We start from the raw sequence: 26,046 nt of genomic DNA, 5'->3' as shown, positions 1-26,046 counted from the left end.
CTCCGGTGGCGGCTCTCTGGCCATGCCCCATTGCGCCGCCAGCCAGTCTTCTCCTCCGATAAGCGGATCGCAAATAAGAGATGCCCAATGAAAAACATGCTTGCCGTACTGCCGATATCGCTACTTCTTCTGGCCGGGCCATCCTGGGCGGAAGAGCCCGAGGCGGGTCCGTTCATGGAACTGCCGCAACGGGTACCAACGCCTGACGAAGTCAGTGCCGTCTCACCGGCTCTGGCAGCCTACACCAGGAACCTGCTTCTGGATGAGGTCTGGGAGCGGGAAGGGCTGTCCCAGCGCGATCGGAGCCTGGTGACGATCGCCGCGCTGATCGCCCGAAATCAGGTGATCGAGCTGCCTTACCACATCAATCGGGCGCTGGATAACGGAGTGAAGCCCGCCGAGGTCTCGGAAACCATCACGCACCTGGCGTTCTACTCGGGCTGGCCTAATGCCAATACCGCCGTTGGGGTCGCCTATAAGATCTTCCAGGACCGGGGTGTGACCGCCGACCAGTTGCCGTCCGCGTCTCCGGAGCTGCTTCCGCTGGATAAAGAGGCCGAAGCCAAGCGCCGGGAATACGTTGATAACCTCTACGGCGATACATCGCCGGGCGTGGTCCATTACACGACCGAAGCCCTGTTTCTGGATCTTTGGCTCCGGCCGGGGCTGTCCCCGAGGAATCGAAGCCTGGTCACCCTCAGCGCACTGGTGGCGGCGGGCAAGGTCGAGCAGGTGCCGTTTCACCTTAACCGGGCGATGGACAACGGCCTGACGCAGGACGAGGCGTCCGAGGTGCTCACGCAACTGGCTTACTACGCGGGCTGGCCGAACGTGTTTTCCGCCTTGCCGGTGTTCAAGAAAGTCTTTGCTGAACGCTGAGTCCGTTCCTACTTTAAGAAGAACGTTAAAGCGGGCAAAAGAATATAAAGACGGAGAGAGCCAATGAAGACGTTGACCGTGAACGGGCAATCCCACGAGCTGGATGTGCCCGACGACATGCCATTGCTTTGGGCGCTTCGGGACGTGGTGCGTTTGCGGGGCACCAAATTCGGGTGCGGCATGGCGCTTTGTGGGGCCTGCACCATCCACATCGACGGACAGGCCATGCGTTCGTGCGTCACGCCGGTGTCCTTTGCCCAGGGCAAGGCCATCACGACGATCGACGCCATTGGCGAGGATCCGGTGGGACGCCGTGTACAGGAGGCGTGGTTGGATCTCGGGGTGGCCCAGTGCGGCTATTGCCAGGGTGGCCAGATCATGAGCGCCACGGGCCTGCTGAAACAGAACGCCAACCCGACCGACGCCGAAATTGACGATGCCATGAGCGGCAACCTGTGCCGCTGCGGCACCTACACCCGGATTCGGGAGGCCATTCACCTGGCCGCAGACGCAGGGGAGGAAAAGGCATGAGCTCATCCTCCGATAACCTGATCGTCGCGAACGTCAGCCGTCGCAGCTTTCTCAAGGGACTGGCGGCAAGCAGCGCCTTTGTGCTGGCCGCCAAGTGGGGCGTCGCCTCGGCGCAGGAAGCGCAGTATGGCGCGGACGCCATGCCTCACGGCTGGGTGGATGATCCCAACGTCTTTATCCGCATCGATGACGACGGCACGGTGACCATCGTCAATCACCGCGCGGAAATGGGCCAGGGCATCCGCACAAGTCTGGTGATGGTGGCGGCCGACGAGCTCGGCGCCGACTGGGACCGCGTGCGCGTCGAACAGGCGCCCGGCGACGAGGCCAAATACGGCAACCAGAACACCGACGGTTCGCGCAGCATGCGGCACTGGTTCGACCCGATGCGCCGTGCGGCTGCCGCAGCCCGCATGATGCTGGAACAGGCGGCCGCGGACCGCTGGCAGGTGCCGGTGGCCGAATGCAGTGCCGATGTGCAGGTGGTCCGGCATACGCCGTCCGGCCGTGAGCTGGGCTTCGGTGAACTGGCCGTTGCGGCGCGTGAGTTGCCGGTCCCGGAGCGGGAGACGCTTGAACTCAAGCCTCGCGAGGCCTGGCGCTACATCGGCAAAGGTGGGTCAGCCATGAGCCAGAACCGCCCGCTGGCGATCGACGGGGAGGACATCGTCTCGGGGCAGGCGATCTTCGGGGCCGACGTGGATTTTGATGACATGCTCTACGCCGTGATCGCCCGGCCGCCCGTTTACGGCGGCAAGGTCGCCAAGGTCGATGCTGACGCTGCTAAGCAGGTGACTGGCGTCGTTGGGATTCAACAGCTCGACGGCACCACCCAGCCCGGTGGTTTCCAGCCGCTGGGCGGGGTTGCTGTGATTGCCGGCAATACCTGGGCGGCTATCCAGGGGCGCAATGCGCTCAGCATTGAGTGGGACAATACATCCGCAGGCGACAACGCCCGCTACGACACGGCCTCGTTTCGACAGGAACTGGAGCAGCGCGCCCAGTCGCCGGGCAAGGTGATCCGAACGCAAGGCGACATCGGGACCGCGCTGAAAAACGCCTCCGACAGCATCCAGGCGACCTATTTCATGCCACACCTGGCGCAGGCTCCGATGGAGCCGCCGGTTGCAACGGCACGGCTTCGTGACGGCAAGGCCGAAATCTGGGCCCCGGTCCAGAACCCCCAGGCGGCCCGGGATGGCGTGGCCAAGCAACTGGGCCTGGAACCCGAGTCGGTCACCATCAACGTGACGCTGCTGGGCGGGGGCTTCGGTCGCAAATCCAAGCCGGACTTCATCTTCGAAGCGGCGTCCCTGGCGAAAGCCTTCGAAGGCCGGCCGGTTCGCGTGCAGTGGACTCGGGAGGATGATCTGCACCATTCCTATTTCCACGCCCTGTCCGTGGATCGACTGGAAGCGGGGCTGGATGCAAACGGCAAGACGGTAGGCTGGCGCCATCGCACGCTGTCACCGAGCATCACTTCGCTGTTCGGGCCGGACCCCGAACACAAGGGCGGCTTCGAGCTGGGGATGGGCTTTAACACCATGCCCTTCGACATCCCGGCGCTCCAGCTGGAGAATCCGCCGGCTGCGGCTCATGTGCGCATAGGCTGGTTCCGGTCGGTCTACAACCTGCCGCATGCCTTCGCGATCCAGAGCTTCGCCGCCGAAGTGGCGGAAGCCGCGGGCCGCGATCATCGGGATTATCTGCTTGAACTTCTGGGGCCGGACCGCCAGATCGACCCCGAGTCCATCGGCGAGCAGTGGAACTACGGCGAGAACCCGGACCTTTACCCCATTGATATCGGGCGCATGCGCGCGGTGGTCGAGAAGGCCACGGCCGAGGCCGGCTGGGGGCGGGACATGCCCGCCAACCGCGGACTGGGGCTGGCCGTCCACCAGAGTTTTGCCTCTTACACGGCAGTGGTATTCGACGTGGAAGTGGCGGACTCCGGCGACCTCGTCATCCATAACGTGGACATGGCGTTCGACTGCGGCCCGCAGGTGAACCCGGAGCGGATTCGCTCCCAGCTGGAAGGGGCCTGCATCATGGGCATCGGCATCGCCCTGCAGAGTGAAATCACCCTGCAGGACGGCCAGGTGCAGCAGGACAACTTCCACCAGTACCATTTCGCCCGCATGCGGCATGCGCCGCGCAATATCCGGACGCACCTGATCAACGACAATCCCGATATCGCGCCCGGCGGCGTGGGTGAGCCAGGGCTACCGCCCATAGCGCCTGCGTTGTGTAATGCCATTTACGCGGCGTCGGGCAAACGCATCCGGGAACTGCCGGTGGGCAGTCAACTCACGGCGTGAGCATGAAGCCACTGGATCGCCAGGTGATCGAGCAGGGCGTGCAATGGCTCGAGGAAGGCGGGTCTCTATGGCTCTGCACCGTGCTAGCGACGTTTGGGTCATCGCCACGCGAGCCTGGCTCGATGATGGTGGCCCGAAGCGACGGCCGGCACGTTGGCTCGCTCTCCGGCGGATGTGTCGAGGAAGACTTTCTCGAGCGGCTGGGCCAGGGCGAACTCGACCAACCGATCAGCGTGCTTCGATACGGCGATGAGACCGAGGGCAACCGGCCACGTGTCCGGCTGCCCTGCGGCGGTATCCTGGAGGTTCTGGTTGAGCGCCTGGAACCCCGAGCGTCGACGCGGGAACACCTCCAGGCCATCCTGGCGTCCATGGCCGGACAGCAGGACCTGGAGCGCCAGGTGGAATTGTCCAGCGGCAACGTTTCACTGGAATCGGCAGGGCGCCTGGAAGGAAGGGTCGAGCGAACCCGGGATGGCGACAGTGTACGCATTCGTATCGGGCCGGTCGCACGGCTGATTATTGCCGGCGTCTCGCCGGTCTCGGAGGTCTGTGCCGGCTTCGCTCAAACGCTCGGTTTCGAGGTAATCGTCTGCGACCCGCGCGATGGTGTGGGCGCCGTTTTCGAGGGCTCCGGCGTTGAATTCCAGGCGGTTTTGCCGTCTCTCTTTATTGCATCCGAAGGCGCATGCCACGACGCCACCGCCGTCGTGGCGTTGACCCACGATCCCCGGATTGACGATCTGGCCATGATGGCCGCCGTTGAGACATCGGCGTTCTATATCGGCGTCATGGGCTCGCAACGCACGTCCCAGGCCCGGGCAGCACGCCTGGCGCGCTCAGGCGGATTGAGCCCGGCGCAGATTGACCGCATCCACATGCCTATTGGCATGGCGCTTGGCAGCAAGACCCCGGCGGAAATTGCGCTTGCCGTGATGGCAGATATCGTGCGCGTCCGCCAGGGTGGGGCGGCGCGCCGAGAGCGGGAAAGGCCCGGCATCGATCCGGTGAGCGGGCGAGAAGCACCGGGAACCGCAACAGTATGATCCACCGGCTTCGGCAGATCACGGCGACCGCGCTTGCCGTGTTGGCACTGGGGGCGGACTGCGTCTGGGCTGCAGACTCCGAACCCAAGGGGAACGCCATGAAGATACGCATCATCGTCGAAAACCAGGAGATGTCGGCTTTACTGGAGGACACGCCTGCGGCTCGCCAGTTCGCCGGGATGTTGCCGCTGGATCTGTCCCTGGAGGACTTTCACGCCATCGAGAAGGTGACCGATCTGCCTGACCGACTGTCGACGGACGAGGCGCCGGACGGCTACGATCCAGGCATCGGTGACATCACTTACTATGCGCCCTGGGGCAACCTCGCGATTTTCTACCGGGATTCCGGCTATGCAAGAGGCCTGGTGTCTCTGGGCCGGATCGAGGGCAGCATTGATGCGCTGCAGCAACCCGGCCCGCTGGCTGCGCGGATTGAGAGAGTCGAATAGGGGCGAAAGGAAAAAGTAGATAACTAAAAATCGAGCGGGAGGGATTGGGCGCCATCGCCGCTCATTCTCTTTGGCTTGCGCTCCGGGTTTCGCCGGACACGCCGCAAAGCAGCCCATAAAGGGCCGCTTTTTGACCGTCGGGCCGCAACTAATCCTTCTTCACCGGGCCGGCGAGGTAGATGTCGTCCGTGACCGGCTCAAACCAGTCCACCGGCTTGCCATCGAGTGCTTCCTGGACGGCCACGTGCTGCATGGCCGTTTTGTCCGTGGCGCCATGCCAGTGGCGACGACCACAGTTACACCAGATCAGGTCGCCCGGACGGATTTCGGTTTTGGGGCCGCCTTCACATTGTGTCCAGCCTACGCCGTCGGTGACCAGAAGAATCTGCCCGAGTGGGTGAGTGTGCCAGTTGGTGCGCGCGCCCGGCTCGAAGTTGACCACGGCCATACCGACGCGTGCCGGTTCCGGCGCGTTGAAAACCTTGTCGATACGGACATTGCCGGTAAACCAGTCTGCTGGGCCCTTGATGGCCGCGGTTGAGCCGGCGCGATGGATTTGCATGTCTTCTGAAGTGTTGTCGGACGTGCTCATGATAAACGCTCCTTGAGCGGACGGTGTGAGATCGGATCGATACGACAATAGAAAGGTAGCAAGCCCCGATTAAATCGATTAGATATCTAATGCTGAATGAAGCGTTAAGCGGAGCTTAATAATGGCGACCCATCATCTGGATGATCTCGCGGTTTTTGTCACCGTGGGACGTGAGGGCAATTTCACGCGTGCAGCGGCCCATCTAGGCGTCTCGCCATCGGCGGTGAGTCAGACGGTGCGTGGGCTTGAGGAGCGGCTTGGGGTCCGTTTGCTGACTCGAACCACCCGGAGCGTGACCCGTACCGAGGCCGGGGATAGGCTATGGCGCTCGGTCGCGCCGCTGCTGGCAGAAATCGATGAGCACGTCACCGCCGTCACCGATTACCGGGAGCGCCCGGCCGGTACGGTTCGCATCACGGCGGATGAAGTCGCCGCGCGCTATGTCCTCTGGCCAAAACTCCGGCCGCTGCTCGACACTTACCCCGAACTCACCATCGAACTGGTGACGGATTACGGTCTGACGGACATCGTCTCTGAGCGTTTTGATGCCGGGGTCCGGGTGGGAGGTGTGATCGCCGCGGATATGATCGCGATACCGATTGCGCCACCCATGCGGCTGGTCACCGTGGCGTCACCCGGCTACCTGAAGCGGTATTCCGCCCCTGCAAACCCTGAGGCATTGACGGCGCATCGTTGCATCAATCTGCGCCTGCCGACACAGGGCGGCCTCTATCCATGGGAGTTCGGTAGCGGTGAGAGGGAGTTCCGGGTCAGGGTCAGTGGGCCGTTGATCATGAACAGCGTGCTGCAGATCCTCCAGGCCAGCCTTGAGGGTGTGGGGCTGGCCCAGTTGCCGCAGGGCCTGGTCCAGAAGCACCTCGACCGCGGAGAGTTGCAGGAAGTACTGCAGGAGTGGTCCGAGCCATTCGAGGGTTATCACCTCTATTACCCCAGTCGCCGACAACACACGGCGGCATTCAGCGTGGTACTGGACGCTTTGCGTCTGCGCTGAAGCCGGACCGGCCGGATCGCCGATTAACCGCTGACACCCGAGCCACGCCGACCTCTCGTGCCACTGAATACCAACTCGGTATGGGTCGGGCAGCCCATAGCAGCAATCGTTCTGTGAGCGGCACTCAAAGCGGCGTGTTTTACTTTTAAAGTCGCTTGCTTTTTGCAACTATAAATAACGCAAGTGTGGTCGCTGTCTGCGCGTGAGGGGCGCGGTTGCTCGCCCCCATGGGAAATGAGCTAAAAGGGACGGCCCATGCTGCGATACTCGCCAATCCTCAGGACGAAGCTGTTCTGTCCGAACAAGGCGGATGGGCTCATGGAGCGCTGCCGCCTGCATCACCAGCTCGACCAGTCGTTGCACGATCCGCTTACCCTGATTTCCGCGCCACCGGCCTACGGCACGACCGTGCAGGCATCGAAGTGGGCCCGTCACTGGGTGTCCGTTTCCACTGGTAACGGCTGGTCGACGACGGTTTTCGCCGCCGCAGTGGACCCAAGCGTTTTCTCAACGGGACAAAGCTATGTCTACCGATACAGGCGTTATAAGAAAAATCCTATCGCACGACGGCCTGGACCTGCTGATCCGGTTCGGTCTGATCGTCGTCCTGGTCGTGCTGTGCGACCGTATCATGGGGCCTTTCTGGAGCATTCTGATCTGGGCCCTGATCCTGGCCATCGCGCTCTATCCGTTGCACCAGAGACTGGCCCGCAGGATGGGTGGCAGGGACGGCCGGGCGGCTACGGTGTTGGTTCTCGGGCTGGTGCTGATTCTCGGCATTCCGGCGGCGGGACTGACCACGTCCTTCGTCAACGGCGTATTCGAGGTCAGGGACCGGGTTGAAAATGACGCGCTGGCCATTCCGCCGCCGGAGGAAAGCGTAGCCGATTGGCCGGTGGTGGGTGAGCGGGTCTACGCCAGCTGGCAGTTTGCGGCCACCGACACCGCCGGGTTTATCGAAAGCCTGCAGCCGCATTTCGGGGAAGTGGCCCGAAAGGTCGTTGCCGGCGCCCGATCGGCGGTGGGGGCGGCGTTCCTGTTTCTGGGGGCGCTGATCATCGCCGGCATCATGATGGGCTACGGTAAATCGGGGCATAACGCCATGGAGCGGATATTCCTCCGATTGGCCGGCGACAACGGCCCCGGGATACTCACGCTCTGCATTGCCACGGTACGCTCGGTCGCCGTCGGGGTGCTGGGCGTCGCGTTTATCCAGTCCGTGCTGCTGGGCGTGGGGTTCATGTTCGCGGGCGTGCCCGCCGCCGGCCTGCTGGCCATCATCACACTGATGCTGGGTATTCTGCAGATCCCGGCCGCGGTGGTTTTCCTGCCGGTGGTGGCCTGGATGTGGATGGGCAGCGACAACAGCGTGGTGGTCAATGTGGTGTTCACCGTCTACCTTTTCATCGCCGGGCTGTCCGATAACGTCCTCAAACCCCTGCTGCTGGGGCGCGGTGTGGATGCCCCCATGCCGGTGATCCTGATGGGGGCCCTGGGCGGCATGTTCACCGCGGGTTTCATCGGCCTGTTTATCGGCGCTGTCGGTCTGGCGGTCGGCTACCAGCTTTTCATGGCCTGGGTGGATCGCGGACTGGCCAGACGGGACCTGGAAAAGACGCCGCCGGCGCCCTGAGTTCGGGATACTCGTGATGAATCCGAACTGCACCGTCCGCCAGACGCCAATGTCATGACGCGGGTGCCGCGAATCCTGCCCGTTTGCGCGCTGGTGCTGCTCGGCGCCTGCACCACGCTGGGGCCGGATTACCGGCGACCGCCGTCAGCGTGGCTGGAACAGTGGCAGCCCGGCTACGGCGACTCGTTGCAAGAGGCGAGCCTGTCGGAAGCTGAACTGGCCTTCTGGTGGCGCCTGTTTGAAGATCCGGTGCTGGAGCGCCTGATCGGCATCCTGCGGCGGGACAACATTTCCCTTCACGTGGCCGGCCTACGGGTAATGGAAAGCCGGGCGCAACTGGCCATTGCCGGCAGCCTGCGTTATCCGCAAGCGCAAACGCTCGACGCCAGCGGCGCTTACACCGAGCGTCGCCCCAGCCAGACCAGCAGCGGCGACAGCGACACCTTCACCAGCTACCAGGCGAGCGTGTTCATAGGTTGGGAAATCGATTTCTGGGGCCGGTTTCGTCGTAGCATCGAAACCGCGGACGCCGCCTTCTTCGCCTCCGTGGCCAATCAGCAGGATGCGCAAGTACTGCTGGTCGCGCAGTTGGCGGATTTCTACTACCAGTACCGCATCACTCAGGAACGCATCGCCATCGCCGGGCAGAACGCCCGATTACAGCGTCGCAGTTTCGAGATCACGTCGCAGATGTTCGAAAGCGGGGAGAGTTCCGAGCTGGATCTGCAGCAGGCCAAGGCCCAGTACATGCGCACCCTGTCCACGATTCCGGACCTGGAGCTGCTGCTGGTCCGCATCCGTAACAGCCTGGGGCTGCTGCTGGCCCGTCCGCCGGGGGCAATAGAGGAAATGACCGGCGAGTTGCCAGCACTGCCGGAGATCAAGCCCGAGACCATCGCCGACATCCCGGCCGGGCTGCTGATTCGCCGCCCCGATATCCGTGTCGCGGCCTACCAGATCGCCGCCCAGACCTCGCAGATCGGCGTCGCCGAGGCGGACAAGTACCCGTCCATTTCACTGTTCGGCACGCTCGGCTGGCAGGATGCCGGTCTGCCTGCCAGCGAAACCATTCGCACCATCAGCGCCGGTCCGTCTCTCAGTTGGAACCTGCTTAACTACAACCGCTTCACCAACAACGTCAGGGTACAGGACGCGCGCCTGCAACAGCTGATCGAGAACTATCACCTGAGCCTCTTGCGGGCCGCCGGCGAGGTGGACGACGCGGTGACCGCCATCGTCAAGAATCACGCGAAGCTGCAATTCACCCGCCAGGCCCTGGCCGCGGCCGAGCGTTCGCTGAAACTGGCGACTTCCCGCTATCAGGAAGGCTACGCCGATTTCCAGCGAGTGCTCGACGCCCAGCGGGCCCTGGAGACCCAGTCGGAACGTAACATCATCGACCGCGGCCAGCAGATCAGCGCGGTGATCGCTCTTTACCGGGCCCTCGGTGGCGGCTGGACGGACATGCCCGTCGCGGACTACCTGCCGCAATCCATCCGCGACGAGATGGAACAGCGGAGTGACTGGAGCAACCTGCTGATCGCGCCAATCCCGGTGGAATCCGACTGGCTAGCCGAAGGCAATGCGGCCGGAGCGGGCGCCACGGCATCGGATAACCCCTAACAGGAGCGCAACGCGTCATGAGTAGCTCACCAAACGATGACCGGGATACCGTGTCCGCGCAGTCGACACAGCCACCCGAATCGCCGGAAACCGAGCCCACCAGAGACAGGGAAGCGCAAGCGGCGCCGGTACAGGAGCAGGGCGGTAGCCACACCGGGGAGTTGATTGTCCTGTTCCTGCTGGCGCTGTCGTTCCTGTGGTATCTGCTGGCCGACCGCTATACCCCGTACACCACCCAGGCTCGTATCGAGAGCTACGTGGTAGGCATTGCGCCGCAGGTTTCCGGCATTGTCGAGGCGGTGCTGGTGGACAACAACCAGGCGGTGTCCGCAGGTCAGCCCCTGTTCCGGATCGACAGCAGCCAGTACCGGATTGCGCTGCAGGCGGCCCAGTCCCAGTTGGATTCCACCCTGAACCAGGTGGCGGCGGGTGACGCCACGGTGCAGTCGGCCCGGGCGGCTCTGGAGGCGGCTTTGGCGGATCGGGTGAAGGCCGAAAAAGATTATTCCCGACTGCGGCGCATGTACCAGGACGATCCCGGCACCATCTCTGTCCGGCGCCTGGAAATCTCCCAGGCGTCGCTGGAATCGGCCGAGGCGAGGGTGGATAAGGCCAGGGCGGATATCGAGGGCGCGATTCTGCAAAAAGGCGGTGATGACGACCAGGACAACGCGCTGTTGCGCGCGGCCCAGAGCGCCGTGGACAAAGCTGAACTGGACCTGAAAAACACCGAGATGACCGCGCCCATCGCCGGTCGCATCACCGACCTGCGCACCGACGTGGGCAACTTCGCGGGGATGGGTACGCCGGTGGCCACCTTGCTGGCCAGCCACAACGTCTGGATCAACGCCGAGTACACCGAGAACAACCTGCGCTACGTCCGTGCCGGGCAGGCGGTGGAGATCCTGTTCGACGCCATGCCCGGGGCCGTGTTCGATGGCGAGGTGGAGAGCGTTGGCCTCGGCGTGAGTGCCGGCCGGCCGCCGCCGCCCGGAGCCCTGCCCAGCATTGAGAACGACCGCGACTGGTTGCGCCAGGCACAGCGCTTCCCGGTGGTGATCCGGTTCGACGAATCCCAGCATCCCGAATTGCCGACGCTGGTGCGGGTTGGCGGGCAGGCCACGGTGGTGACCTACACCGACGACAACAGTCTGCTGAACCCGCTGGGCCGGCTGTATATCCGCATGATGAGCGTTTTTTCCTACGTCTATTAACTTTTTCCACGTCTGTTAACAGAGGAGGCTTGGCCATGCCCGTTTCCCCAGCTTCGAGACGCAGCTGGCGCGTGAGTCTGGTGACGGCCCTGGCGCTGGCGATTGCCTATGGCGCGCAACTGGAGCTGCCCTTTATCGCGCCACTGTTCGCCTTCCTGCTGGCGCTCGCATCCGACCGGCCCATCGGCCTGAAAGGGCTGGTGGGGTTGATGTTGCTGATCGGGATCACCCTGGGCTGTGGCCTGCTGCTGATCCCGCTGCTGGAATACTACCCACTGACCGGCCTACTGCTGGTGGTGCTGGGCATCTACCTGAGCGCCCATTTGCTGGTGAACCTGGGCAAAGCGTTGCCGGGCATTTTCTTTATGGCCGGGATGACGCTGATTTCCTGCGTGGGAACCCTCAGCTTCACCGCCGCCCTGACGATGGTGGATGCCATACTGAGCGGCGTATTCATCGCCATCGTTTGCCAGTGGCTGGTGTTTCCCTGGCTTCCGCTGCCTTCCAGGCCGGCAGCAACGTCCGCGGCGCCTGAGCCGCAATCGCAGGGGCGCGAGACGGGACGGAACGTGGCCCTGCGGACCACCGTCTTGGTATTCCCCGTTTACCTGCTGGCCTTGACCAACCCTGCGATGTACGTGCCTATGATCATGAAATCGGTGTCCCTGGGCCAACAGACCTCGGAGACCGATTTGCACAAAGCGGGCAACGAACTGCTGGGCAGCACCCTTGCCGGCGGGGGGCTCGCGGTGCTGGTTTGGGGGGTGCTGCAGATTCGGCCCAATCTCTGGGTTTTCTTCCTGGCGACGCTTTTGGTGAGTCTGTTCGTGTGCCGGCGGATGCTGGTTCCGGGCACGACCCGGTTCAGCCCCGGCTTCTGGCAGAACGCTATGGTGACCCTGTTTATCCTGGTGGGGCCCGCCGTGCAGGACACCCTCAATGGTAAGGACCCGTACAGGGCCTTTGCCGTGCGCATGAGCCTGTTCATTGCGCTTTCGGTCTACGCCTGGTTCGCCGCGCGCCTGATCGAGCGCATGCGGCGGCGTTTACCAACCTCGAACCAGGAGCCCTTATGCTGATCAATCTGATGGTGGGTATGACGGTGATGCTGCTGTGCCTGCTGTTCCAGTGTGCGCTGCTGATCGCCGCCCTGCGTTTCTATATCGGCCATCACGCCTGGCTGGAAAGTCCCCGGATCGGGGCGCGGCTGCTGTTGCTGATGGCAGTGATGGTGTTGCTGGTGCTGGGTAACCTCGCCCAGATCGGTGTCTGGGGCTGGCTGTTCTACGACCTGGGCGAATTCGACGATTACGCCACCGCGTTCTATCACTCCGGCGTCAACTTCGCGACCCTGGGCTACGGCGATATGGTCATGTCCGAACGGTGGCGGCTGCTCGGCCCACTGGAGTCACTGAATGGCATTGTCATGGTCGGGGTGTCCACCTCAGCGCTGCTGTGGACTTTCCAGGACACCTTCAAGGTCATGCGCAGCCGGCGGGTTGGGGCGCCCTGAAGGTCCCTTGCCCTCGGATAGAACGCGCGGTGCGCGTCAGCATTCTATGACGTTGACGGCCAGGCCGCCGCGAGAGGTTTCCTTGTACTTGTCGAGCATGTCGCGGCCGGTCTCGCGCATGGTCCGGATGACTTTATCGAGGGAGACGCAGTGTTCTCCGTTACCGCGTAATGCCATCACCGCAGCATTGATCGCCTGCACGGCGCCCACGGCGTTGCGTTCGATGCACGGAACCTGGACCAGCCCGCCGACCGGGTCGCAGGTCAGGCCGAGGTGGTGCTCCATGCCGATCTCGGCGGCGTTCTCGATCTGCCGGGTCGTCCCACCGGTCGACGCAGCCAGACCGGCGGCCGCCATGGCGCAGGCCGAGCCCACTTCCCCCTGGCAGCCTACCTCGGCGCCTGATATGGACGCATTCTCCTTGAACAGAATGCCGATGGCCGCCGCCGTCAGCAGGAAGCGCACGATGCCGTCCTCGTCCGCTTCCGGGCACCAGTGCCAGTAGTAGTGCAACACAGCGGGAATGATCCCGGCAGCGCCGTTGGTGGGAGCAGTCACCATGCGTCCTCCGGCGGCGTTCTCCTCGTTGACGGCGAGGGCGTAGAGGTTGACCCAGTCCATGGCGCTCAGCGATGGAGAAATCAGGTCCTTCCGGTCAGCCGACATGAGCAGTGCATAGAGCGATGCAGCCCGTCGTTTGACTTTCAGGCCCCCGGGCAGCGTGCCTTCATGACGAATGCCGTTCTGCACGCACTCCTGCATGACGGCCCAGATCGTGAGTATGCCTTCGCGGATCGCCGACTCGGACCGCCAAACCTGTTCGTTGGCCAACATGATGTCCGCGATGGACAGGCCGTGGGTGTCGCATTGTTCGATCAACGCCGCCGCCGTTTTGAACGGGTAGGGCAAGGGGGTTTGGTCCTCGACAATGCGATCGGCTCCCGCGGCGCTGTCATCGACGACAAAACCGCCGCCCACGGAATAGTAGGTGCGCTCGATCATGAGGTTACCGCTGCCATCGCTGGCCGAGAACCGCATGCCGTTGGGGTGATACGGAAGGGATGCCTTGCGGTGGTAGACCAGATCGCGGGCTTCGATGAATTCGATGACGTGCTTGCCGCAGAGGTTGAGTCGCTCTTCATCCCGGATGTCAGCCACCCTTGGGGCCAACATGGCCGGGTCGATCCGGTCCGGCTGGTGCCCCTCCAAACCCATCAGCACCGCTGGCCCGGTGCCGTGCCCTTTGCCGGTTGCCCCCAGGGAGCCAAACAGTTGAATGTGCACGCGGGCCACATCCGGGAGTAGCCCGTCTTTCTCCAGCCCACGCGCAAAGCGTCGCGCCGCCGCCATGGGCCCCACGGTGTGGGAGCTGGACGGGCCGATACCGATTTTCAGCATATCGAAAAGGCTGATGGCCATGGCGGTCCTCCGTACGTTGTGCTGGAACCGGAACGATCGAAATCTTTGGTGTTACAGGGATGATAGGTCGAAATCCCTCGTTCGATCCGCTCCGGCACGACCTGGAAGCATGGATTTGCGACATGAATGCCGCGAGGGGCCGCCAACTGTCTGAATTCGATGGGCGGGTTTTCCGTCCCGGCCTGAACCATGATAGGTTCTTTTCAACACTTTGCGTGCAGAACTCAGACATCGTGAAACGGACGGGTAGACAGTTATGAATGTGATCATCATTGGTGCAGGGATTATGGGAACCACGTTTGCCACTTTGGCGAAATCGCTGGCACCCGAGCTGGATATCACAATTCTGGAAAGGCTGGACGGCCCTGGGGCCGGAAACTCCTGGGTGTTCAACAACGCCGGCACCGGACACGAGGCCAACTGCGAGCTCAACTATACCCCCGTGGATGAAGAGGTGATCTCGGTTGAGAAAGCGCTCAAGATCCACGCCCAGTTCAACGTGGCCAAACAGTTCTGGGCATACCTGATCAGGAAGGGCGCAATCCAGGATCCGAAGTCCTTCATCAACCAGACCAAGCATTGCACCATTGTGCCTGAACCGGCCATCGAAGAACTCAGGCTCCGTTTCAACGAGATGTCCGCTCATCATTTCTTTGAACAGATGCAGTTTTCCGAAGACTTCGACCAGATTAAAAGCTGGATTCCCTACCTGATGGAAGGACGCTCCCGCGAGGAGAAAATGGCGGCGACCGTCATAGAAACCGGCACCGACGTCAATTTCGGCTCGCTCACGGAGCAGATGGCGGCTTATGCCGTGAATGAGCTTAGGGTAAAGATCGAGTACGGCACCCACGTGAAGCGGGTCCATCGAAGCCCATCGGGAAGCTGGCTGATTGAGACAGAGAAGGGCGGCGATGCCGTTCGGCACAAGGCCGACGTGCTGTTTGTTGGCGCCGGTGGCGGCGCTTTCCCGCTGTTGAAGAGAAGCCACCTCCCGTTCCGGAATCGTTTCGCGGGATTTCCGGTGGGCGGCCGCTTCCTGCAGGCCGAGATCACCGAAGAGCAGGCCGACCAGTACCGCGCCAAGACCTACGGTAAGGCCAAGGTGGGGGCGCCACCCATGTCGGTACCGCATCTGGACCTGCGGGTGTCGGAGGGCCGGCATTACCTGCTGTTCGGCCCGTTCGCGTCCTTCAAACCGGTTCTGGAAAAAGGCCGCGGTTTTGGCGATTACCTCCGGTCGATGCGCATCCACGACATCCCGGGCTTGCTCAGCGTCGCCATCGAGCATTTCCCACTGGTGAAGTACCTGGTCTCTGAAACCTTCAAAGGCAAAAAGAGCATGTTCGAAGAGCTGGAGAGTTTCGCTCCCGGTCTGAGCCGGAAATTCAACTGGAAGCCGGTCGAGGCAGGGCAGCGCGTGCAGATCATCCGGGACGGCGACCTGCAGATGGGGACCGAAATTCTCGTCTCCAGCGACAAGACCTATGGCACATTGCTCGGCGCCTCGCCCGGTGCTTCGGTATCACCCGAGGTGATGCTGCGTTGCCTGGAGCAGTTGCTGCCCGGGGTTGTGTCGAAAGAGAGCGCGCAGGCGACACTGAAGGAGATCTTCCCCGAAGATAACCTGGAAACGCTCATCAATGAGCCCGATCGCTATCGGGAAATCCGGGATTCGGTCAACGGGACGCTAGGTATAAAGAGAACCGCAGATTAAGCGGTATAAAACGTTGTCGACACGAAAGGAAGTATAAAATCCGTACAAATGACATTTTAACGTATTTTATAAAGAATGCTCTATAGTAGTCTGTATATTAAGACTTTATAGATTATTTCTGTGGTGTCGATTTGTTTGATCGCCTGCCGTTTTGATCAAGGAATCGCAAGTCTTTCGGCGTACCGAATGAGATACCGCCCAATGGCGCGACAGCACGCGACTGTGTTCGAAAACGTGCCGAACGACGGCCTGAACTAAACAGCACAGCTGGTGAACCGTGAGGTCGGTGCGTCGCGCTTTATTTAAAGGCACGTCGTGACCAGTGAGCGGCCGTAACGCTCAGCTTGCGCAAACTCTGGCCACCAGGCCGGCGTCACGAACAAAACAGCGGGACACCATTCGAAGGGCTGAATGCTACCAGTGGAAAAACGGAGTGTGGACGCTCGGCGTGAGTTCAGACGCAGCGATCAAAACCTCGCGGTCAGGATGCCAACCCAGTTGGTCGGGCAATCGTCGTCGCGAGCACGAAGGAAATGCGACAAGCGATCAGCAAAGTGAAAAACGAAAAGCGAATGACGCAGGACTAACGAGAATCACGTCGGGCGGGTTGGCGATATCCAGGGCGCGGTGGGATGTGCGTTATTAGTTTCCTATCGAACTGTGGCTGCCCACATTAACTGCGCATAATGTATATTATGTTAAATGATGTGCGGTGTTCATTTTGGTTCACCAAATTTCTGCGTTTCGTGTCCAGCCCTTCGTTCTGGCCATTTGCCTCAAAACGGCCAACATTCGGTGCCCTTTCTTACACGCGGTTTTAAAGTTGGCTCAACCACTCAGAGAGTGTGAAAATGTTAGTGATAGCGAGACGGCGCTACCCGCCATATTGCCTCTATGCTCACAGCGCAGCGTCGGAACAATCATGAACCTCGGTTGAAGCGCCAGCTCCCGTATCAGGCGACGGGCGTAGCCCCTGGCAAGACCGCCATCCTGGCCTCCTCACCCGCTGAGCTGCGGTTGCTAAAGCTCACCCGCTACAGCCAGGCGTTGCGTCGTTTCACTGGAGCCGTGTTGAGGGCTAAAAAGAAGCAGGTCTTGTTTACCCTGGCGAGCGTCATACTCCTGTATCTGGTCGCCGGTGGCATTTACTACTTCGAGCATCCTGCTCAGCTTCGAGCCTTCGGGTCCATTTTTGACTGCTTTTGGTGGGCTGTCGCCACACTAACGACGGTCAGTTACGGTGACTTCTACCCGATCACTGTGGCCGGAAGGCTTTTTTACGTTTGCGGTCCTGATAGTCGGCATGATTCTAATCGCTAGGCATCTCAGTGCGCCTTAGCAACCGGCCGTCTGAATCGTACTCGAAGCGTTCGATGCTTTTGGGCTTTACCTGCAACGAGGGTTGTTCTATGTCATCTTTCCAGATTGTCGAGATGACTCGGACTGAGTCTGATCCGTGCCCCTCGGTTCTCTTGGTTTCTAGACCTCGCTGGTTCCCTAATCCAGAATGACTATCTCCGATGCGACCCTGGCTGTCATATGTATTGGATTCTAGTTCTATTCCACGCTCATCTATCACTCGCGTGAGGGCATAAGGATGGCGATCATCGTCATAGGCATACTGCACGGCTGTGTTATCCGGATTTGTTACCTGGATAAGCCTATTTAACTCATCATAATCGTAAACCCACTGGAGTCCCCCACCCACGGTGATGGATGAGATGAAGCCACGCCCATTATGCTCAATCGATATTTTTCGGCCGCTCTGATCCGAAATCTGAGTCAGCTGATCATCCTTGTATGAGTATGTGAGCGTACGTCCGTAGCTCATTTCTTTTGATACCGGCAGGCCTAGGGCCGAGTATGTCGTCCGAGTACCGTTGGGCGAACTCACAATATAGCCAGCATTATCCGCTAACGAGTCCAGAGACAAGCTCGCATTCGCCGGACGAGTCCATCCCTTAGTGTCCTGATTAAAATACACAATCTTTCCATCACCGGTTGCTAACTTCGCTAATTTTGCTGACCCGCTATCGAAGACGTCCGGTAATCCCCCCGAAAAACAGCGGAAAAGCGAGCTGAACTGATGTAAAGTTAGGTTTGCGCATTGGCTTCCGTGTCATAGAGATCGATGTGCTTTTCTATTCTCTCGCAACGACTACGAGGCCCTAACGGGCCATCTCGCTTCTTTTTACTATATTTCCGTTTTTATCATACTCGAACTGAACAATGGCATCTTTCTTCAAAATCCTCGCCGGCTTATTGAACTGATCATTCCACTCAGTTTTAGTGATTCGCTCAATATTAGAACCTACCCCCTCTTTTCGAGATGTTTCTCTCCCGCGCGAGTCACGCTCGTATTCTGTGACATTACCTTCTCGATCAACCGAACTAACGAGAAAACCACTGTCATTGTAGGACGATGAAAAGCTGGATGATGGACAGGTAGATGTTGACTCTCCCACAATTTTCGACGGCAATAGCTTTCCGTCAAATTCTTCAAAAGAGTAAATAGTGGGGAGACCTAATGCATTAGTAACGGTAGTAGAGCTTTCTTGATTATATTGGACTGTTGTTTGACCTGTTCCATCTGCATTTTCTGTGCCTATAGCGCGACCCTGTTCATCATAACTCCACGTCCTGATTGTGTTGCCATTTTCATCTTTTACTCCCGTTATTGCATGGGGGAGTTTTTCATTCTCATATAGATATTGAACCGTAAAAGTCTCGCTCGCCTCAGCTGGAGAGGTCGATACCGATGAAAGGTTGTCGTTTCCATCATAGCTATACGTAAACACTTGACCTGAAGATGTGGTCACCGATCTTAAGCGGCTGGAAGAGCCGCTTCGGGCTTCGTATTCGAACTCCAAAAATTCGCCCGTGCTCTTCTCTGCTCTCTCGAGATAAACATGATTGCTTCGGCGATAAATCATATTAATTGAAGTGCCGTCTCGGCGTACAATTTTGGCTAAAGATCCATTAAAGTAATAATATTCACGGTTTCCATTTTGATCTATGTATTCATACCCGTCATCATCGCCCGTAATATCGGAAGCGGGGCGCAGCGTGCTAGTTACACCTTTTGGCGGCTGCCAGCCGTCTACTCCGGTTTTTTTGAAAATCAGCGTTTTACCGTCAGGTCTCAGAACAACTGCTTGACCAATTGCTCGGTTCACCCAGGCTGACCGATCAAAAGAATGAAGTCTATGAGATCCCATGGTCTGTTTAGTCACATATGCCCCAGCTCCTTGCGGAGATTTGCTGTTATAGGTCCACTCAAAATTAAACTCTTTGAGTTCAGGGGATGAAAAATCAGTAACACGCTTGAATACATTGCCATTTGATGGGTTAATGCTCGCGCTCGAAGTGCAGTAATCAGGTTTCCCAAGGTTCCTGTCAGGGTTTTCTACACAGGAGTCACCCCAGCAATCCTCTTTAATGCAGTAAGGCGTTCCATACCTGTTAAGATAATCTAGTTTTGTTCCTGCAGGACATGCACGATACTTAAACTCCATGCAATTTGAAGCACCCGTATAGGCGCCCATAGCCTGACCCTTTTGAACAATTTTTACAGGGTAATCGGGAAATTTCTCAGGGCCATAATATCCGTAGGGATAGCTGTCTCCTTTGCAGTTTTGATGCTCGTAATCAATGCCTGTTGCATACGTATCTGCGTGCACAGGTTCGAAGAGCATAAGTGAGAAAGAAAGGGCTAGAAATATTCGGCTTGCGTTACAAAATAACATTGTCATTCCTTGACGCTGAAGTAGATGTGGTGCGACGAGTTAGTCGTTTGGCCTTATAAAATTAAAGGTTAAGTCTCTCCCTTGTCCATCAGCTTGTTAACGCATGCGCCCATTGAGATTGTTGCTGAAATGAGCATCTACGTTCATGGTAATGATCCTGCCGATCAGTTTGCTTTCGCACAACTTTGCTCTACCGCTGCACTGTGTATCGAATCCGCTGTACGCATTCTTTGCGATAACTTGCAAAAATTTAACATTCGTGTAGCGTCTTCTTCGGAAGCATGAACAGCTTTCGATCCATGCAGTAGTCGCAACGGAATTGCGACCTTCATTCAGGGATGATGCGACATGCCATCAAAGCACCATCGCCTTGGTTCGTGTAACCTTGGCAAAGCCCTCCTCGCCGGGACTCTCCTAGTCCTATTCAATTGCGCGAGTGCACGAGTAAAAGAAGTGCCTCCCGAATACGGAGCTCCCTATTCGGTGCCTACCGGCTACCCGTATAGCGTTTCTGGGGCCCCGTCGATCGCGATAGCCATCAGTGCGTGGTGGTCAAAATATCAAGCCTATTGGAACGTTAACTCCTGTTACTACACTTTAAGGAAGAGTGCTCAGTCGGGATGTGACGAGCAAAGGTAACTGAAGATTCAGGGAAGAAGTATGTATGCGTAAGAGAGCGCCCTCGATTTCAGCGTTTGTAAGGCGAATTGCAGTAGCCGGGACCCGGCTGGCCGGGATTGTATTTCTGCTGATGAGTTCAGCCGCCCAGGCAGTAAACGTTTGTGAGAAGCGGTATTGTGGGTACTCTTGCTCCAGCGGTGGATTCTTCTCGACTGCAGTCGCCGCTTGCAGCCCCAATACTCCACAGTATTATCAAACGACATCTGACGGCACAGTTCAATATACTTGCTTTCGAAATAGTGTCGCTATTCGTGAGGCTTACTGTGACGGAAACCGGTGCCCCAGCGGGGGTCAGTTTGACCCGGATCTCGGCGAGTGCGTCACGGACGAAAAGCCATCCTGTGCGTCCACGGTCGGCGACCCCATCGACGTGCGCAACGGCAACAACTACCAGACCGAGACCGATGCCTCCGCCGGCGGCCTGACCCTGGAGCGGCGCTACCTCTACACGGTGGGCCCGGATCCCGAAGCCCTCGGTCAGGGCCAGTGGTTTTTCCCCTACACCCAGACGATCGAGAAGCGCACCAGGGAGTACGGTGACGACGGCCAGATCAGCTACGCCGTCAACTGGACCGGCGGGGTGCGCTATGTCTTCAGGGGCACGGACGGCGCCGGCTACGCGTTCACGTCCTGGCAGCAGCCGCCGTTTACCTCTGTCGACGCCCTCTTTGACAGTGCCGGTGCGCTGTCCGGCTGGCGCCTGCAGGCCAAGTCGGGCGTGGCGTACACCTTCGACAGTGCCGGTCAGCTCACCGAGATCGATCAGCTCCACGGCGAAGTGCTTTCGATCGAGACCACGCTGGACAGCGACGGTAACCCGATCGAGCGCCAGATCAGCAGCCAGACCCGGCAGGCGACCCTGACCTACACGTACAACACCGCGACCCAGGCGATCGAGTCCGCCGTCCTGGCGCACAACGGCACTGCCCTGACCTTCCGTTATAGCTACGACGCCAACGGCATGCTCGACCAGGTCACCTACCCCGATGACACCGCCCGCACCTACGCCTACGAAGACACCCGCTACCCCGAAGCCTTGACCGGGATTCTCGACAACGGCAACGCCCTGGCCACCTGGGAGTACGACGGTCAGGGCCGCACCCATCGCAACACCCTGGGCGACGGCACCGACGCTACAAACCTGCAGTTCAACAGCGATGGGACCACCACCGTCACCAACGCCCTGGGCAAGGACAGCGTCTACAACTTCACCACCGTCAACGGCTCCACCAAGGTGGCCAGCGTCGATGGTCAGGCCTCGCAGAACTGCGCCGCGGCCAGTCAGGCGTTCACCTACACGGCCGCCGGCCGGGTGGAAACCGCCACGGACTGGGACGGCCTCATCACCCGCTACGCGTACAACGACCGGGGCCTGGTCACGTTGGAAACCCGGGCCGAGGGCACCGTGGAGGAACAGACGATTCAGACCACCTGGCACCCATCCTTCAACGTACCGATCCGTATTGAGCAAGGCGATCGGGTCCAGGAGTTCTGCTACGACGACGAAGGTAACCAGACCCACCAGGCGACTCGCGACGCCACCGCCCCAGCCCTCAGCTGCGCGTTGTAATCAATGACGCCTGGGATCGGACGCGAAAGGATTCAAAAAGGAGAAAAGGATGACCGTGCGCGCCATAAGAATGACCGGATCCATCGACTGCAAGGCCGGAATACGGGCCCTGACGTTAGCCGTTGCCCCCATGCTAGCGCTAGCCAGTCACCAAGCCCTGGCTGAACGGACCTGGAACTATACCTACACCGACAGTGGCCAGTTGGAGACCGTTGACGGGCCCCGCGTGGGCGTCAATGACGTCACCACCTACGGCTACGACAGCAGCAACAACCTGATCTCCCGAGAGGACGCCCTGGGCCATATGACCCGGTATGCGGATTATTCGGCATTGGGTTTGCCTCGGCAAATCACGGATGCCAATGGCGTCGTTACCGACCTCACCTACGATTGGCGCGGCAACATCACGTCCCGCACGATCGCGACAGGGTCGGGGACCCTCGAATGGACCTACGAATACGACCCTGTCGGCCAACTGATCGCAGTAACCGATCCCGGGGGGCAGGTGCTCAGCTACACCTACGACGCCGCGCGGCGCCTCACGTCCATCACCATTGCCTCGGTCGGTTCGGTCGAGATGGAATACGACGCCATGGGCAACGTGACCGCCCAGACCATCGAGGACGCGTCCGGGGTTGTAGCCAAGGCGCACACCCAGGCGTTCGATGAGCTCGGGCGACTGATCCGCAGCATCCAGGCCGATGGCGACACCACGCGCTACAGCTACGACGTGAACTCCAATCTGACCTCAGTGATCGACGCCAACTCCCAGGAGACCCAGCGGGCCTATGACGCCCTGGACCGGCTCAGTCGCGTGACCGATCCGCTGCAGGGTCAAATTACCTTCACCTACGACGCCGAGGACAACCTGACGTCGGTGACCGATGCCAAAGGCCTCACCACGCAGTACGAGTACAACTTTGCCGGCGATGTGACGGCACTCACCAGCCCCGATACCGGGACCACCTCGTTCGAATACGACAACGCCGGCAACGTGACCCGTCGGGTTGATGCCCGCGGTGTCGAGACGCTGTACGAATATGATGCCCTTAACCGCGTCACCTCGGTTCAATACCCAGACAATCCTGGTGAGAACATCGCCTATCAATACGACGACACGACAAACGGCAACTTCGGCGTGGGCCGTCTGACCGGTATCGTCGATCAGACCGGACAAACCCTCTTCCGTTACGATGCCCTCGGCCGCGTGGTTCAGGAACAGCGGATCATCGAGGACCAGACCTACACGGTCCAGTACGCCTACACGGCTTCCGGGAACCTGGCTGCCCTCACCTACCCCAGCGGACGGGTGGTGAACTACCTCTACGACAGCGAGGACCGGCTTGAACAGATCACCACCGTGGCCGCCGGCGAAGGCACTGCCCAGACCGTCTTGTCGGAGATTAACCATCTGCCTTTCGGGCCTGTCAAAGGCTATACCTACGGCAACGGCATCTCACGCCAGTTGACCTACAACCAGGACTACGAGCTGACCGGTCAGGACAGTGCCGTACTGTCCCGCACGTACGCGTACGACGGCATTGGTAACATCGTGGGCATCACCGATGCGTTGGATCCGGACCAAAGCCAGACCTTCAGCTACGACCCCATGTCCCGGCTCACCCAGGCGATCGGCGACTACGGACAAATCGACTACAGCTATGACGCCAATGGCAACCGCCTGACACGGAACATCACCGATGGCAGCAGCCTCATCGACGAAACCTACACCTACGCCACCGACAGTCATCGGTTGCTCAACGTCACGACCGACGACAACGGCAGCGTCTCGGAACGCGGTTTCAGCTACGATGCCGCCGGCAACACCGTTCAGGATGCGCGGCCCGACCAAACGCTGGATCTTGTGTACAACCAGCAAAACCGCCTGAACGAAGTGCAAAGCGGCGGCGAAACCACCGCCCTGTACCTGCACAACGCCCTGGGGCAACGGGTCGTGAAAGTGGCCACCGATCCGGCCGCGAACCTGCACTTCAACTACGATCAAGCCGGGCACTTGCTGGCTGAGAGCGCCGCCGACGGCCAATTGCTCCGGGAGTACATCTACCTGAATGACACCCCGGTTGCGCTCATTGAAGCGGATGCCGGTGGCTCGTCTGAAGACCTGATTATCGACAACGCCGATAGCGCGACCTCCAGTACCGGCACCTGGACTCCATCGAGTACCCAGCCCGGGTACTACGGGGACGGCTATCTATACAGCCTCGATGGCGACGGATCCAACGTATTCCACTGGCAGCCCAGCCTGTCCGAGGAAGCGACCTACACCGTGTATGCGCGTTGGACCTCCCACGCTAACCGGGCCTCCGATGCCACCTACACAATCAGCTATGACGGCACCCAGCACCAGGCCGTGGTTGATCAGCGGTCGAACGGTGGGCAATGGCAAGCGCTGGGATCCTACTCGCTGGGGCCGGGCGTTGATATCCAACTGACCAATGATGCGGACGACACCGTGATCGCTGACGCGATCAAAGTTGAAAAGACCGGCTCGTAATTCGAAACGCGCAAAGGGAATGGGTATGAAAACGTTAAGAATTCTACTGGTGATGCTTGCGGCTTTGATGCTGCCTTCGTTTGGTCAATCCGCGCAGATGTACTTCATCCACAGTGATCAGTTGGGCTCTCCTGTCGCCACGACCGACCAGAACCAGGCGGTTATTTGGAAGCAGGAGCGGCTCCCGTTTGGCAGTTCCGTTGAGCCTGAGGTTTCAGCGAGCGCCCCACGAATTGGGTTTCCTGGGCAGTATCTCGATAGAGAAACAAATTACCATTACAACTATTACCGAGATTACGATCCAGCAATAGGGCGCTATATCGAAAGCGATCCTGTAGGCCTGCATGCAGGCCAAAACACATATGCCTACGTTACAAGTAACCCGATTTTAAGCTTCGATATTTATGGTCTTTGGTGGGACAGCATTGGTGTCAATTTGACTTTCATTACCGAAGGGGAAGGAACCAGTACGAGCTTCGCTCTCGCTTCAGATGGAGACGGTTTGTATTGTGTTTTGACACATCAGGAACTTTCAGGCACCGGCTATTTTTATGCGGTGGGTGGTGAAGCTGCCATAGGAAGTGGTGAGTTGATGCCTGACGACACTAAGCTGCTGGAATCAACTGCTTCTCGGGACTATGTGAGAGGAGTGGCGGGAGGCTTGACTAGCCCAATCAAAGTTAAAGGTGCGTTCGGATTTGCGGGTGGCTTGTCGACATCAGGCGGTGAGATTTCGGGAGCTACGGGCCGGAGAGGGCCTGGTATAGGAGGTTTTACAGGACAGCTAGAATCTCAAGAGACTTATAAAATCAAAATACTTCCAGATTATAGAATATGGTAATTAAGATGAGCCTTTATGATTTTGTAGACGTGATTTTCGCTTTGGTGGTAGTGGTATCTGGAGTTGCATTATTTTCTTATGTGGTTTGTGGGATATTGTTGGCAAGTAAAATGAAAATTTACGCGCCAACCGTTATGAAGAAACTGGGAAATCCTTATGGGGTTGCAACGATTCTAATGAGAAACACTCCTCTCTATGATGATTTTTTAAAAATTGGAGCTCATAAAAAAAGTGGTTCCCAGGAAATCGAGAAACTCGGCAAAATAATTGTCTTATCAAAAAGTGTTTTCCATTATACCGCGCTGCTAAGTGCTCTATGCTTGGTGTCTTTGTTGGTGCTGAAAAACAATTAACTATATATTTTTTTGCTTAGGTATGCTGCAGCAACGGTGATTGATATAATCCGAGATTAATTTTTTATAAATAGTTCTGATTCAGAGAAGCTTGAAATGATCAACAGCATATTAGTCGCCTCTTACTTTGTAGCAATCATAGTGGGTATTTTATCTTTGTTTGCTTATCAAAGTGGTGTGATTTCGCTGCAGTTTGCCGTCCGAGCAGGTGGAGGGGGGGCTCCTAATAATGTATTTGGTTGATGTTTGTCGCGCAGTACTAACAGGAGAGATATCTTTCTGGGGGCATACTTTCTCGGCTCGCAATAACTTTCCTGCTTTCATGGTTCGATTTTTGTTTTCTGCCGTGCTCGCCGCGGCTAGTGCGTATGCTCTTTTAGTAGGCGAGATTCCG

20 protein-coding genes are annotated in these 26,046 nt (G+C 59.0%); 17 read left to right on the top strand and 3 right to left on the bottom strand.

The genetic code is table 11. From position 1 onward, the window contains the following. Nucleotides 1-87 precede the first annotated feature (87 nt). From DKK67_RS10140 to DKK67_RS10120, 5 genes are all read left to right on the top strand, one after another. On the top strand, nucleotides 88-879 hold the full coding sequence (locus DKK67_RS10140) for a carboxymuconolactone decarboxylase family protein (protein WP_111496231.1): 792 nt from the start codon (nucleotides 88-90) through the stop codon (nucleotides 877-879). Between the two features lie 63 nt (nucleotides 880-942). Continuing rightward, a complete protein-coding gene (locus DKK67_RS10135) occupies nucleotides 943-1,410 on the top strand; it encodes a (2Fe-2S)-binding protein (RefSeq protein ID WP_111496230.1) in 468 nt (155 codons plus the stop codon). Beyond that, nucleotides 1,407-3,728 carry a xanthine dehydrogenase family protein molybdopterin-binding subunit gene (locus DKK67_RS10130; protein ID WP_111496229.1) on the top strand — a complete coding sequence of 774 codons (2,322 nt, stop codon included), beginning with the start codon at nucleotides 1,407-1,409 and terminating at the stop codon, nucleotides 3,726-3,728. Before DKK67_RS10135 ends, DKK67_RS10130 begins: the two co-directional genes overlap by 4 nt. 2 nt (nucleotides 3,729-3,730) lie before the next feature. Then, complete coding sequence (locus DKK67_RS10125) at nucleotides 3,731-4,774, top strand: XdhC family protein (RefSeq protein WP_111496228.1); 1,044 nt, start codon at nucleotides 3,731-3,733, stop codon at nucleotides 4,772-4,774. Nucleotides 4,775-4,872: 98 nt separating this feature from the next. Next, the gene (locus DKK67_RS10120) at nucleotides 4,873-5,223 is read left to right on the top strand and encodes a cyclophilin-like fold protein (protein ID WP_111496846.1); all 351 of its coding nucleotides are present in this window, start codon (nucleotides 4,873-4,875) and stop codon (nucleotides 5,221-5,223) included. A gap of 148 nt (nucleotides 5,224-5,371) precedes the next feature. Here the strand turns inward: DKK67_RS10120 and DKK67_RS10115 are convergent, their stop codons facing one another. Further along, complete coding sequence (locus DKK67_RS10115) at nucleotides 5,372-5,815, bottom strand: (R)-mandelonitrile lyase (protein WP_111496227.1); 444 nt, start codon at nucleotides 5,813-5,815, stop codon at nucleotides 5,372-5,374. Between the two features lie 121 nt (nucleotides 5,816-5,936). On the opposite strand from DKK67_RS10115, the gene DKK67_RS10110 reads away from it, so the two are divergent. From DKK67_RS10110 to DKK67_RS10085, 6 genes are all read left to right on the top strand, one after another. Beyond that, nucleotides 5,937-6,827, top strand: coding sequence for a LysR family transcriptional regulator (locus tag DKK67_RS10110; RefSeq protein WP_111496226.1), 891 nt, complete (start codon nucleotides 5,937-5,939; stop codon nucleotides 6,825-6,827). Nucleotides 6,828-7,350: 523 nt separating this feature from the next. After that, entirely contained in the window at nucleotides 7,351-8,460 is a 1,110-nt protein-coding gene (locus tag DKK67_RS10105; RefSeq protein ID WP_111496225.1) for an AI-2E family transporter, read from the top strand. Nucleotides 8,461-8,514: 54 nt separating this feature from the next. Continuing rightward, entirely contained in the window at nucleotides 8,515-10,083 is a 1,569-nt protein-coding gene (locus DKK67_RS10100) for an efflux transporter outer membrane subunit (protein WP_111496224.1), read from the top strand. Nucleotides 10,084-10,100: 17 nt separating this feature from the next. Continuing rightward, on the top strand, nucleotides 10,101-11,297 hold the full coding sequence (locus DKK67_RS10095; RefSeq protein ID WP_111496223.1) for an HlyD family secretion protein: 1,197 nt from the start codon (nucleotides 10,101-10,103) through the stop codon (nucleotides 11,295-11,297). 35 nt (nucleotides 11,298-11,332) lie between these two features. Continuing rightward, entirely contained in the window at nucleotides 11,333-12,376 is a 1,044-nt protein-coding gene (locus DKK67_RS10090; RefSeq protein ID WP_111496222.1) for a DUF2955 domain-containing protein, read from the top strand. Then, on the top strand, nucleotides 12,370-12,810 hold the full coding sequence (locus DKK67_RS10085; RefSeq protein ID WP_111496221.1) for an ion channel: 441 nt from the start codon (nucleotides 12,370-12,372) through the stop codon (nucleotides 12,808-12,810). Before DKK67_RS10090 ends, DKK67_RS10085 begins: the two co-directional genes overlap by 7 nt. Before the next feature lie 36 nt (nucleotides 12,811-12,846). On the opposite strand, the gene DKK67_RS10080 is transcribed toward DKK67_RS10085, so the two are convergent. Then, nucleotides 12,847-14,229, bottom strand: coding sequence for an L-serine ammonia-lyase (locus DKK67_RS10080; protein ID WP_111496220.1), 1,383 nt, complete (start codon nucleotides 14,227-14,229; stop codon nucleotides 12,847-12,849). A gap of 256 nt (nucleotides 14,230-14,485) precedes the next feature. Here DKK67_RS10080 and DKK67_RS10075 point away from each other — a divergent pair, with 256 nt between their 5' ends. Both DKK67_RS10075 and DKK67_RS10070 read left to right on the top strand, forming a co-directional pair. Continuing rightward, nucleotides 14,486-15,946, top strand: a complete 1,461-nt coding sequence (locus DKK67_RS10075) for a malate:quinone oxidoreductase (RefSeq protein ID WP_111496219.1) — start codon at nucleotides 14,486-14,488, stop codon at nucleotides 15,944-15,946. Between the two features lie 933 nt (nucleotides 15,947-16,879). Then, nucleotides 16,880-17,266 (top strand): potassium channel family protein, encoded by a 387-nt coding sequence (locus tag DKK67_RS10070; RefSeq protein WP_162628815.1) that lies wholly within the window; start codon nucleotides 16,880-16,882, stop codon nucleotides 17,264-17,266. Nucleotides 17,267-18,114: 848 nt separating this feature from the next. On the opposite strand, the gene DKK67_RS10060 is transcribed toward DKK67_RS10070, so the two are convergent. Continuing rightward, a complete protein-coding gene (locus DKK67_RS10060; RefSeq protein ID WP_162628814.1) occupies nucleotides 18,115-19,692 on the bottom strand; it encodes a DUF6531 domain-containing protein in 1,578 nt (525 codons plus the stop codon). Between the two features lie 1,051 nt (nucleotides 19,693-20,743). Between DKK67_RS10060 and DKK67_RS10055 the strand changes: the two genes are divergently transcribed. From DKK67_RS10055 to DKK67_RS21600, 4 genes are read left to right on the top strand one after another with little or no spacing between them, the layout of a single operon-like run. Continuing rightward, on the top strand, nucleotides 20,744-21,943 hold the full coding sequence (locus DKK67_RS10055; RefSeq protein WP_111496215.1) for an RHS repeat domain-containing protein: 1,200 nt from the start codon (nucleotides 20,744-20,746) through the stop codon (nucleotides 21,941-21,943). Between the two features lie 49 nt (nucleotides 21,944-21,992). Beyond that, on the top strand, nucleotides 21,993-24,458 hold the full coding sequence (locus tag DKK67_RS10050; protein WP_111496214.1) for a golvesin C-terminal-like domain-containing protein: 2,466 nt from the start codon (nucleotides 21,993-21,995) through the stop codon (nucleotides 24,456-24,458). 25 nt (nucleotides 24,459-24,483) lie between these two features. Then, a complete protein-coding gene (locus DKK67_RS22025; protein WP_204355766.1) occupies nucleotides 24,484-25,299 on the top strand; it encodes an RHS repeat domain-containing protein in 816 nt (271 codons plus the stop codon). Nucleotides 25,300-25,304: 5 nt separating this feature from the next. Continuing rightward, nucleotides 25,305-25,652: a hypothetical protein gene (locus DKK67_RS21600; RefSeq protein ID WP_162628813.1), complete on the top strand. Its 348-nt coding sequence runs from the start codon at nucleotides 25,305-25,307 to the stop codon at nucleotides 25,650-25,652. The last annotated feature ends 394 nt before the right edge of the window (nucleotides 25,653-26,046 follow it).

The organism is Marinobacter bohaiensis, assembly GCF_003258515.1.
In the GTDB taxonomy this organism is placed as follows: domain Bacteria; phylum Pseudomonadota; class Gammaproteobacteria; order Pseudomonadales; family Oleiphilaceae; genus Marinobacter_A; species Marinobacter_A bohaiensis.
This window is presented reverse-complemented; position numbering and strand designations above follow the sequence as displayed.